The following is an 11,309-nucleotide window of genomic DNA, read 5'->3' on the forward strand; positions in this document are numbered from 1 at the left end:
GGCCAACATCCAACCCGCGGTCCTTGAAACCGCAGTGGAGGGAATGACATGCCGGCCGTGCAAGAGACCGTCGAGCAGGTCCGGAACATCGACGTCGACCAGTACAAGTACGGGTTCGAGACGCTTATCGAATCCGAGAAGGCCCCGAAGGGGCTGAACGAGGACGTCGTCCGGTTCATCTCGGCCAAGAAGGACGAGCCCGCCTGGATGCTCGAATGGCGGCTGGAGGCGTATCGCCGCTGGCTGACCATGACCGAGCCCACATGGGCGAGGGTCGACTACCCGAAGATCGACTACCAGGACATCTATTACTACGCCGCGCCGAAAAAATTCGTCGCGCCGAAGTCGCTCGACGACGTCGATCCGGAGATTCTGCGGACCTACGAGAAGCTCGGCATTCCCCTGCGCGAGCAGGAGATTCTCGCGGGTGTCGTGCGTGAGGAGGGCGACGAGGCGCCGGCCGGCGGCTCGCGGGTGGCGGTCGACGCGGTGTTCGATTCGGTCTCGGTCGCGACCACCTTCAAGGAGGAGCTGAAGAAGGCCGGCGTGATCTTCATGCCGATCTCCGAGGCGATCCGCGAGCACCCCGACCTGGTGAAGCAGTATCTCGGCTCGGTCGTGCCGGTGTCCGACAACTTCTTCGCGACGCTCAACTCGGCGGTCTTCTCCGACGGGTCGTTCGTCTACATCCCGCCGGGCGTGCGCTGCCCGATGGAGCTGTCGACCTATTTCCGCATCAACGAGCGCAACACCGGCCAGTTCGAGCGCACGCTGATCATCGCCGACAAGGGCTCCTATGTGAGCTATCTCGAAGGCTGCACGGCGCCGCAGCGCGACGAGAACCAGCTCCACGCCGCGGTGGTCGAGCTGATCGCGCTCGACGACGCCGAGATCAAGTATTCGACGGTGCAGAACTGGTACCCCGGCGATTCCGAGGGGCGGGGCGGCATCTTCAACTTCGTCACCAAGCGGGGCGACTGCCGCGGGCCGCGCTCGAAGATCTCCTGGACGCAGGTCGAGACCGGCTCGGCGATCACCTGGAAATATCCGAGCTGCATTTTGCGCGGCGACGATTCGCGGGGCGAGTTCTACTCCATCGCCATCTCCAACGGCCGCCAGCAGGTCGATTCCGGCACCAAGATGATCCATCTCGGCAAGAACACCGTGAGCCGGGTGATCTCCAAGGGCATCGCCGCCGGGCGCTCCGACAACACCTATCGGGGGCTCGTCTCGGCCCACCGCAAGGCGACCGGCGCGCGCAACTTCACCAACTGCGACTCGCTTCTGATCGGCGCCCACTGCGGCGCCCACACGGTGCCCTATATCGAGGCGAAGACCTCCACCGCGGTGTTCGAGCACGAGGCGACCACCTCGAAGATCTCCGAGGACATGCTGTTCTACTGCATGCAGCGGGGACTGTCCGAGGAGGAAGCCGTGGCGCTGGTCGTCAACGGCTTCGTCAAGGACGTGCTCCAGCATCTGCCGATGGAGTTCGCCGTCGAGGCCCAGAAGCTGATCTCGATCAGCCTCGAGGGGAGCGTCGGGTGAGCCTGCGGCCGAGCTTCGGACGATGACCATGGCGTTCGATACCCTCCGCTATGCCCAGCGGCTGCAGCAGGTGGGTGTCGCGCGCGAGCAGGCGGAGGCGCATGCCGAGCTCGCTCGCGACATGATCATCGCCGATCTCGCGACCAAGGCCGATCTCGCCGCCGCGGTGGAGGAGCTGGGGGCCGATATCGCTCGCCTCGGAGGCGGTCTGCGGAGCGAGATCTCGGGGGTCGATACCGGGCTCCGAACCGAGATCAGACGCGTCGAGACCGACCTGCATACGGAGCTCGAGCGGTTCGACACCAGTCTCCACACGGAGATCAGGCGGGTCGAGACCGACCTGCGCACGGAGCTGAAGCTGCTGGAGCAGCGGATGACCATCAAACTCGGCGCCATGCTGGCCGCCGGTGTCGCGTTGGTGATCGCGGCACAGAAGCTGTTGTGATGTGAGAGGCGGCGCGAGCCGCACGATTGTCGATTGCGTCGTGTCCGACCCCTGCTCTGGCGTGCGAGAACGCTGCGGACCGGCGCGACAACCAGGGAAAAGACGAATGTCGCTGCTCGAAATCAAGAATTTGCAGGCCTCGGTCGAGGACGGCCGGCAGATCCTCAACGGGGTGGATCTGGTGGTCAATCCCGGTGAGGTGCACGCCATCATGGGGCCGAACGGCTCCGGAAAATCGACGCTCGCGCACGTGCTGTCCGGCAAGGACGGCTACGAGGTGCTGGGCGGCGAGGTCTTGCTCGATGGCGTCGATCTGCTCGGCCTGGAGCCGGACGAGCGCGCCGCCGCCGGCCTCTTCCTCGCCTTCCAGTACCCGATGGAGATCCCCGGCGTCGCCACCATGACCTTCCTGCGCACCGCGATGAACGCGCAGCGCAAGAAGCGCGGCGAGCCGGAGCTGTCGACGCCCGAGTTCATGAAGCGGGTGCGCGAGCAGGCGGCAAAGCTGTCGATCGATCCGGAGATGCTGAAGCGCCCGGTCAATGTCGGGTTCTCCGGCGGCGAGAAGAAGCGCAACGAGGTGTTGCAGATGTCGCTTCTCGAGCCGAAGCTCGCGATCCTCGACGAGACCGACTCCGGCCTCGACATCGACGCGCTGAAGATCGCCGCCGAGGGCGTCAACCGGCTGCGCTCGCCCGACCGTGGCTTCATCGTCATCACCCACTATCAGCGGCTGCTCGAGCACATCGTGCCGGACATCGTGCACGTGTTCTCGAAGGGCCGGATCGTGCGCACCGGCGGCAAGGAGCTGGCGCTCGAGCTCGAGGCCAAGGGTTACGCCGACTACGAGGAGGCGGCCTGATCGCCGCGACGCGATGACGGACGATGTGGACAATCTCGTGCTTCGGCATCTGCAGGCGATCCGCGGTCAGCTCGACACGCTGTCGGACCGCGTGATGGAGCTGACGCAGCGGGTCGGAGGGATGGAGCAGCAGGTGTCGAACCTGAGCGTCCAGTTCGCGAACCTGTCCGTCCGCGTCGACCGTATCGATGCACGGCTGGATCGGGTCGAGCGCCGTCTCGGCCTGATCGAAGCCTGATCGCCGTTTCTTTGGTTGGATGAGATCATGAAAGCTGCAACCCCCGTGAAGAGCGAGGCCGAGAAGGCCCTCGCGACGACCTGGGCGAAGACCAAGGACGCGCTGCCGGGCAAGGGCTCGGTGGCGGCACGCCGCGAGGCGGCGTTCGAGGCGTTCGCCGCCGCCGGCCTGCCGAACCGGCGGGTCGAGGAGTGGAAATACACCGACCTGCGCAACCTGATGCGCGAGGCCAAGCCGCTCGCCCCGCCGGTCGGCCCGGCGGGTCTGGTGCGGGCGCAGGGCGCGGGCCGCGTCTTTGCCGCGGTCGGCGTGCGCCGGCTGGTGCTGATCGACGGGCAGTTCATCTCCGAGCTGTCCGACCTCGCCGACCTCGAGCCGGGCCTTTCGATCGGCTCGCTCGCCGAGGCGCTCGCCGCCAACGACACCGACGTGGTCGCCCGGCTCGGCGCCAAGAGCCCGGCCGACAAGGACGTCGCCTTCGCGCTCAACACCGCCTTCATGGGCGATGGGCTGGTGATCGCGGTCGCGCCCGGCATGCAGATCGCCCGGCCGATCCATCTGGTCCACTGCTACACCGGCGAGGAGGCGGCGGCGGTGTTCACCCGCTCGCTGGTGACGCTCGGCGGCGGGGCCGGGCTGACGCTGCTCGAGAGTCACGAGGGGCCGGACGGCATCGATTATCAGGTCGACAATGCGCTCGACATCGTGGTCGGCGACGGCGCACGCCTCGAGCGCGTCAAGGTCGGCGCCGAGGGCGACGCGGCGCTGCACGTCTCGACCACCGTCGTGGTGCTCGGCCGCGAGGTCGAGTTTCGCGACCTCCTGTTCACGACGGGCGGCGCGGTGTCGCGCAACCAGGTGTTCGTGCGCTGCGACGGGCCGGGCACGACGCTGACGCTCGACGGCGCGAGCCTGCTGAAAGGGCGCCAGCACTCCGACGCGACGCTGGTGGTCGATCACGCGATCGGCGGCTGCAAGAGCCGCGAGACCTTCAAGGCGGTGCTCGACGGCGAGAGCCGCAGCGTCTTCCAGGGCAAGACGGTGGTGCGACCGGATGCCCAGAAGACCGACGGCAAGATGGCCTCGCACGCGCTCCTGTTGTCGAACGACGCCGAGGCCGATCACAAGCCGGAGCTGGAGATCTTTGCCGACGACGTCGTGTGCGGCCACGGCGCGACCGCCGGTGCGCTCGACGAGGATCTGAAATTCTATCTGATGGCGCGCGGCATTCCCGAGCGGGAGGCCGAGACGCTGCTCATCCAGTCGTTCGTCGGCGAGGTGATCGATCAGGTCGCCGACGAGAGCGTGCGTGACGCGCTGACGGAAGCCACCACCGCGTGGCTCGACGCGAGAGAGCAGGTCGAGCTTCGATGACGATCGATCGACCCGAAACTCCGCTCGTCCCCGCGAAGGCGGGGACCCGGCGCGACAGGAACGATCTGGGTTCCCGCTCGAGCGGGAACGAGCGGAGCATGGGGCACCTTCAGCGCAATACGCTGCGAGCGCCGAAAGCGCCGCGTGCGGGACAGCAGAGATGACACATCCGGCAGTGAAGAACGGCTCCTACGACGTCGCCCGCATCCGCGAGGATTTCCCCGCGCTGGCGATGAAGATTTACGGCAAGCCGCTCGTCTATCTCGACAACGCCGCCTCGGCTCAAAAGCCGCAGGCGGTGCTCGACCGCATGACGACCGCCTACACCAGCGAGTACGCCAACGTCCATCGCGGCCTGCATTACCTCGCCAATGCCGCGACCGAGGCCTATGAGGGCGCTCGTGACAAGGTGCGGGCGTTCGTCAATGCGCGCCGGGCGGAGGAGATCGTCTTCACCCGCAACGCCACCGAGGCGATCAATCTGGTCGCCCAAACCTTCGGCCGCGAGCGGATCGGCGCGGGCGACGAGATCGTGCTCTCGATCATGGAGCACCACTCCAACATCGTGCCCTGGCATTTTCTGCGCGAGCGGCACGGTGCCGTGATCAAGTGGGCGCCGGTCGACGAGGACGGCAACTTTCTGCTCGAGGAGTTCGAGAAGCTGCTCGGTCCGCGCACCAAAATGGTCGCGGTGACGCAGATGTCGAACGGCCTCGGCACGGTGGTGCCGGTCGACGAGGTGGTGCGCATCGCCCATGCGCACGGCGTGCCGGTGCTGATCGACGGAGCGCAGGGCGCGGTGCATCTCGACGTCGACGTGCAGGCGCTCGACTGCGATTTCTACGTCCTCACCGGGCACAAGGTGTATGGGCCGAGCGGGATCGGTGCTCTGTATGCCAAGCACGAGCATCTCGAGGCGATGCCGCCGTTCAACGGCGGCGGCGAGATGATCCGCGAGGTGAGCGAGGACCGCATCACCTATGGCGATCCGCCGCACAAGTTCGAGGCCGGCACGCCGGCGATCGTTCAGGCGATCGGCTTCGGCGCGGCGATCGACTACGTCCAGTCGATCGGCAAGGCGCGCATCCGCGAGCACGAGCGAACCCTTCTAAAGTACGCCGAGCAGCGATTGCGCGAGATCAATTCGGTGCGTATCTTCGGGAATGCGAAGGACAAGGGTGCGATCCTGTCGTTCGAGCTGCAGGGTGCCCACCCGCACGACGTGGCGACCATCATCGACCGGTCCGGTATCGCGGTGCGCGCCGGCACCCATTGCGTGATGCCGCTGCTCGCCCGGTTCGGCGTCACGGCCACGTGCCGCGCCTCGTTCGGTCTCTACAACACCCGCGAGGAGGTGGACCGGCTGGCCGAGGCTTTGATCAAGGCGCAGGATTTGTTCGCATGAGCGACGACGTCAGCAGCAAGGCGGTCGAGGACGACACCGACACCGCCTTCGGCCCGAACCCCGCCGAGACGGCCCGGCCGCATCGTGCCCCGGCGCTGCCGCCGGAGGAGGTGCAGCGGCTGACCGACGAGATCGTCGCCGCGCTGAAGACCGTGTACGACCCGGAGATTCCGGCCGACATCTACGAGCTCGGGCTGATCTACAAGGTCGAGATTCACGACGACCGGGCGGTCGACGTGGAGATGACGCTGACCACGCCGAACTGTCCGTCCGCCCAGGAGTTGCCGACGATGGTGGAGAACGCCGTCGCCAGTGTGGCCGGGGTCGGCCCGGTGACGGTCGACGTGATCTGGGATCCGCCGTGGGACCCGAGCCGGATGTCCGACGAGGCGCGCGTCGTCCTGAACATGTGGTGACGTCGCTCGGCGCTTTTCTGCGACGACGCGGGAGCAGGGCGCCGGGGCAGGGCGGCGGCAGGTGCGCGGGTGCGGGCGACACGGGCGGCAGGTGAGGCGATGAACGTGCAGGAGGACGTGTGATGGCGAGCGTGAGGCCGAAGCCGCAGGTGATCCGGCTGACGGACGCGGCGGCGGCCCGGATCAAGGAGATCATCGCCAAGACCGACAAGCCGATCGCGGGCTTGCGGATCGGCGTCGAGAAGGGCGGCTGCGCCGGCATGTCCTACACGATGGACTACGCCGACACCGTCGCGCCGGGCGACGAGGTGGTCGACGACAAGGGCGTGCGCATCCTGATCGACCCCAAGGCGGTGCTGTTCCTGCTCGGCACCGAGATGGATTTCAAGACCGAGAAGATGTCGTCGGGCTTCGTGTTCTCGAACCCGAACCAGATTTCCGCCTGCGGCTGCGGCGAGTCGGTCGAGATCAGGCCCGCCGAGGCGGCGGACGCCCGCGCCGTATGATCCGCCGGCCGAGGTCTGGACCGACAGACCACCCGGAAAAGGTCGACCCGGAAAGACTGCCCGAAAGAAAAACGTCGCGGCGGGCGCGAGCCCGTCAGGCGATCTGCATCTCGACCACCGGCGAGATTTCCGGGTCGGTCTCGCACACCACCTGATTGCGGCCGTTGTGCTTGGCGGCGTAGAGGCAGGCGTCGGCGCGCTCGATCAGGCTCTGAACCGTGTCGTCGGGGTGCAGCGTCGCGACGCCGCACGAGATGGTCAGCCGGCCGAGCAACTCTCTGGTCGAGCGCTTCATCAGCTCCTTGCTCATCACCGCGCGGCGGATGTGGTCGGCCACCGTGAGGGCGGCGCGCAGCGTGGTGTCCGGCAGCAGGACCGCGAACTCCTCGCCGCCGTAGCGCGCCGCGAGATCCTGCCCCTTGACGTTCTGCTTCACCGACAGCGCGACCAGCCGCAGCACCTGGTCGCCGGTGAGGTGGCCGTAGGTGTCGTTGAACCGCTTGAAATGGTCGATGTCGGTGAGGATCAGCGACAGCGCCTCGTCGCGCAGATGCGCCTGCTCGACCAGCCGGGCGAAGGCGTCGTCGAAGCATTTGCGGTTGGCGAGCGTGGTCAGCGGATCGGTCAAGCTCTCGCTGCGCACCTCGTCGAGGCTCTGTTGCAGCTTGGCGATCTCGGCCTTGGAATCGCCGAGCCGCAGCTCGAGGGCGCGGTTGGAATCCTCCATCTCCTTCACCGTCTGGATCAGCCCGGTGAGGATCGCCTTGATCTCGGTGCCGTTCTCGGCGTGCCCGAGCTGGTCGGACATGTCGGCCAGGCTCTCCTTGTGGCGCGAGGTCGAGCCGACGGCGGCGTCGATCACCGCCATGATCTGATCGATCTTGCTGATGACCTTGCTGCCGATCGAGCCGAGCTGATCGCCCAGCCGGGCCGGGGCGAAGAACTCGGCATGGATGCGGTCGACCTCGGCATTGGACAGGGAGCCGAAGCGCGCCAGGCGGTCGTTGATCACCGCGTTGAGCGACGCGTTGTAACCGGTGGCATAATGGTACCAGATCTCGTAATTGCGCGGTGTCGCCGGCTGACGCAGCGCCTCGAGCTGGTTGATGGCGACCTTGGCGAATGCGGCGGTGCGATCGTAGTCGTCGGGTATGCTGGTCATCGGCTCCGCTCCGGCCGTCAGGGCCGACGACCGCCAAACTCGTTCGGCGCATCACGGTCGTCAGCCAAACCGTAAACCCGGCGGTTAAATTTGCCGTAAACACTCGGGGGAAGAACTATGCAGAAAGGGCGAGGATTCGGACTAATCCACGGATGATCCGCGCCGTGATACCGCACAAAACATGTGCAGAAGCATCATGCTACCGGCTTCGGTGCAGCGGTCTAGCCATACGAAAATCCGCCGGCGGGCAGGTCCCGGGCCGGCGGACGGACGGTGCGCGCCGTGAGGCCGGCGCGCCGAGCGAGAGGGAGGTTCAGGCCTTGGCCTTGACGCGGATCGGCCGCAGCAGGAACGCCGGCAGGTAGGACTCGATGTCGTCCGAGGGATCGCGGGCGGCCTGACGGCGGCGGGCGGACTCGAGCGGGGTCACGTTGGTTCCGGACTTGCCGCCCCCGGCGCTCGCCGCCTTGGGCGATGCGGCAACCGTCTCCCGGCCCGACCTGCCTTCGCCCGACTTGCCTTCGCTGGACCTGCCTTCGCCGGATCTGGCTTCGTTCGGCTTGCCTTCGCCGGACGACCGCGCGCGGCGGCCGCCGCGGCTCGGCATCCGGGCGCCCATGCGCACCGGCTCCTGCGGGCCGAACGGCTCGTCGACCACCGGCGGCGTGCCCTGCCACTCGATCGTGCGGCCGATCAGCTTCTCGATCGCACCGATCGCCTTCTGGTCGGACGGCGAGACGATCGAGATCGCGGTGCCGGTGCGGCCGGCGCGGCCGGTGCGGCCGATGCGATGCACGTAGTCGTCGGGGTGGTGGGGGACGTCGAAATTGAAGACGTGGCTGACGTCGGGGATGTCGAGGCCGCGGGCGGCGACGTCGGAGGCCACCAGGATCGCCACCTCGCCCTTGCGGAACTGGTCGAGTGCGGCCATCCGCGAGGACTGGTCCATGTCGCCGTGCAGGGCGACCGCCGAGAACTTGTGCCGCAGCAGCGAGCGATAGAGCGTCGCGACGTCGCGCTTGCGGTTGCAGAAGACGATGGCGTTCTTCAAGCCCTCCGCCGAGCGGATCAGCTTGCGCAGCACCTCGCGCTTGTCGTGCGCCTCGCGGCCGCACTTGACCAAACTCTGGGTGATCGCGTCGACCGTGGTGGCGGGGCGGGCGACCTCGACCTTCACCGGGTTGTGCAGGAACTGCTCGGTGATGCGCCGGATCTCGGCCGGCATGGTGGCGGTGAAGAACAGCGTCTGGCGGGTGAACGGCACCAGCTTGCAGATGCGCTCGATGTCCGGGATGAAGCCCATGTCGAGCATGCGGTCGGCTTCGTCGATCACCAGAAGCTCGACGCCGGTGAGCAGCAGCCCGCCGCGCTCGGTGTGGTCGAGCAGCCGGCCGGGGGTGGCGATCAGGACGTCGACCCCGCGGGTCAGCTTCATGTCCTGGTTGCCGAACGAGACGCCGCCGATCAGCAGCGCGACGTTGAGCTTGTGATTGACGCCGAGCTGCTGGAAGCTCTCCTCCACCTGCGCGGCCAGCTCGCGCGTCGGCTCCAGGATGAGCGTGCGCGGCATGCGGGCGCGGGCGCGGCCCTGCTCGAGGCGGGTGAGCATCGGCAGCACGAAGGCCGCCGTCTTTCCGGTTCCGGTCTGGGCGATGCCGAGAACGTCTCGCCGGGCGAGCACGTGCGGGATGGCCTGTTCCTGGATCGGCGTAGGCGATGTATAGCCGGCGGACTTTACCGCCGCGAGAACTTTTTCGGACAAGCCGAGCTGGTCAAACGACATGGATCCTCGAAGATAAACGCCCCGAACTCCCGGCCGTGTAATCCGATGTCGGACGCCGTGACGGCGATTGTGCGGGATGGGCGGTCGAACATACGGCGAACCGTCTGGCGCCAACATAATGGGATGCCGTGCAAAGTCAATGCTCTCACCCGTGATAAGTTAAGTAAATATCGCGGATTTCCGTCATTTCTTCGTCACGGCGGCGCGAGCATTCGGAACTTCTCGACAGAATGTGCCGGCGGCAGGCCCGCCGGAGGGCCGGTTGGCGGGTCTCGCCGTGCTCGTCCGGCGGTTGTCGGCACGCCCGGCGCGGGCGGGCAGGGCCGCGCCGACCCGCGCAATGCGTGTCCAAACGGTCTCTGAGAACGGGTCGAATTGTTTCCACTTCGTGCATGCCCGAGTGACGGTTTCCGGCTAGGATCTCCGCAGTAGGAGTATCCGTCCATGCGTGCTCGGCCCCCCGCCGTCTCCGCGTCCGTCGTCCTCGCCGTCTCGCTCGGCCTCGTCGCCGCCGCTCCGCCGGCCGTCGCCGCCTCGTTCTCGGAGGCGCTGACCCGCCAGCTCAGCGCGCCGCGCAACGATCCGACGACCGATCTGCAGAAGGGCGCCGTGATCGACGAGGAGGGTGTTCAGCGCCTCCTGCCGGAGGGCGCCGACCGGCGCTCGGTGCTGAAGATGCGGGCGACGATCTACGAGCGCGTCGGCGACGTCGAGCGCGCCGAGGCCGATCTCACCGCGGCGCTGGCGATCACCCCGGTCGAGCCGAGCCTCTATGCCGATCGCGGCTATTTCTACCTGCGCCACCAGCGCTATGCCGATGCGGTGGCGGATTTCGTCGCCGGCGCCCGGCTGGCGCCGCGCGAGGCGGTGTTTCCGTATGCCGTCGGGCGGGTGCAGGCGCGGATGGGCGACCACGAGCGGGCGGTCGCGAGCTATGGCGAGGCGCTGCGGCTCGATTCCGAGGACGGCCGTGTCTTGATCGCGCGGGCCGAGGCCTATGTCCATCTCGGCCACTATGCCGAGGCGCGCGACGACTACACGCGGGCGCTGCGCACGCCGCTCGACCGGCCCGGCGATCGCTATTTCGCTTTTGTCGGTCGCGGCTATACCGGCCTCGTGCTGCACGACTACGATGCGGCGGTGAAGGACTTCGACCAGGCGCTGGCGCTCGAGCCGAACGCCTTCAACGCGCTCGCCTGGCGTGGCTTCGCCAACGAGAAGCGCGGCCGCACCGATCTCGCGATCGCCGATCTCGAGCGGGTGGTCGCGGCCGATCCGAGCGACGCCGAGGTTCGCTCCAGCCTGCGCCGCCTGCGCTCGAAGTGACCGGCGCCGAGGCCCCGGCGGCGCCGTGCCGCCGGCCTCGCCTGCGCGTCACAGCTCCAGGATCTTGCGAAAATAGGCGATGGTCGGCTTCAGGCCGTCCTCGAGCGAGACGGTCGGTGCCCAGCCGAGCTTTTCGCCGGCGAGCGAAATGTTCGGGCAGCGCTGCTTGGGGTCGTCGGCGGGCAGGGGGCCGTAGACGATCTTCGAGCGGCTGCCGGTCAGCCGGATCACCAATTCCGCCAGC

The 11,309-nt window shown here is 67.4% G+C and carries 11 protein-coding genes and 1 pseudogene; 9 read left to right on the forward strand and 3 right to left on the reverse strand.

Translation table 11 applies throughout. The features are described from left to right. Positions 1-48 precede the first annotated feature (48 nt). The 8 genes from sufB to A33M_RS12140 all read left to right on the forward strand — a co-directional run bounded on the left by sufB (position 49) and on the right by A33M_RS12140 (position 6,794). Positions 49-1,548, forward strand: coding sequence for a Fe-S cluster assembly protein SufB (gene sufB / locus A33M_RS12105; RefSeq protein WP_008387459.1), 1,500 nt, complete (start codon positions 49-51; stop codon positions 1,546-1,548). Positions 1,549-1,570: 22 nt separating this feature from the next. After that, the gene (locus A33M_RS22955) at positions 1,571-1,993 is read left to right on the forward strand and encodes a coiled-coil domain-containing protein (protein WP_008387461.1); all 423 of its coding nucleotides are present in this window, start codon (positions 1,571-1,573) and stop codon (positions 1,991-1,993) included. Positions 1,994-2,105: 112 nt separating this feature from the next. Then, the gene (gene sufC / locus A33M_RS12115) at positions 2,106-2,855 is read left to right on the forward strand and encodes a Fe-S cluster assembly ATPase SufC (RefSeq protein ID WP_202801867.1); all 750 of its coding nucleotides are present in this window, start codon (positions 2,106-2,108) and stop codon (positions 2,853-2,855) included. A 25-nt stretch (positions 2,856-2,880) separates the two neighbouring features. After that, a complete protein-coding gene (locus A33M_RS12120; protein ID WP_008387464.1) occupies positions 2,881-3,093 on the forward strand; it encodes a hypothetical protein in 213 nt (70 codons plus the stop codon). 27 nt (positions 3,094-3,120) lie between these two features. Beyond that, positions 3,121-4,467, forward strand: a complete 1,347-nt coding sequence (gene sufD / locus A33M_RS12125; protein WP_008387465.1) for a Fe-S cluster assembly protein SufD — start codon at positions 3,121-3,123, stop codon at positions 4,465-4,467. A gap of 160 nt (positions 4,468-4,627) precedes the next feature. Continuing rightward, on the forward strand, positions 4,628-5,872 hold the full coding sequence (locus A33M_RS12130) for a cysteine desulfurase (RefSeq protein WP_008387466.1): 1,245 nt from the start codon (positions 4,628-4,630) through the stop codon (positions 5,870-5,872). After that, positions 5,869-6,288, forward strand: a complete 420-nt coding sequence (locus A33M_RS12135; protein ID WP_008387467.1) for an SUF system Fe-S cluster assembly protein — start codon at positions 5,869-5,871, stop codon at positions 6,286-6,288. The genes A33M_RS12130 and A33M_RS12135 overlap by 4 nt, the downstream gene beginning before the upstream one ends. Before the next feature lie 122 nt (positions 6,289-6,410). Beyond that, positions 6,411-6,794 carry a HesB/IscA family protein gene (locus A33M_RS12140; protein ID WP_008387468.1) on the forward strand — a complete coding sequence of 128 codons (384 nt, stop codon included), beginning with the start codon at positions 6,411-6,413 and terminating at the stop codon, positions 6,792-6,794. A gap of 94 nt (positions 6,795-6,888) precedes the next feature. On the opposite strand, the gene A33M_RS12145 is transcribed toward A33M_RS12140, so the two are convergent. Beyond that, on the reverse strand, positions 6,889-7,956 hold the full coding sequence (locus A33M_RS12145; protein ID WP_008387469.1) for a GGDEF domain-containing protein: 1,068 nt from the start codon (positions 7,954-7,956) through the stop codon (positions 6,889-6,891). 313 nt (positions 7,957-8,269) lie between these two features. Beyond that, positions 8,270-9,739, reverse strand: coding sequence for a DEAD/DEAH box helicase (locus A33M_RS12150; protein WP_008387471.1), 1,470 nt, complete (start codon positions 9,737-9,739; stop codon positions 8,270-8,272). Positions 9,740-10,183: 444 nt separating this feature from the next. Here A33M_RS12150 and A33M_RS12155 point away from each other — a divergent pair, with 444 nt between their 5' ends. After that, complete coding sequence (locus tag A33M_RS12155) at positions 10,184-11,065, forward strand: tetratricopeptide repeat protein (protein WP_008387473.1); 882 nt, start codon at positions 10,184-10,186, stop codon at positions 11,063-11,065. A gap of 48 nt (positions 11,066-11,113) precedes the next feature. Here the strand turns inward: A33M_RS12155 and A33M_RS12160 are convergent. Continuing rightward, positions 11,114-11,309 (reverse strand): annotated as a pseudogene (locus A33M_RS12160) (SDR family NAD-dependent epimerase/dehydratase); the annotation flags it as partial.

This window comes from Rhodovulum sp. PH10 (assembly GCF_000293785.1).
GTDB lineage: Bacteria > Pseudomonadota > Alphaproteobacteria > Rhizobiales > Xanthobacteraceae > Rhodoplanes.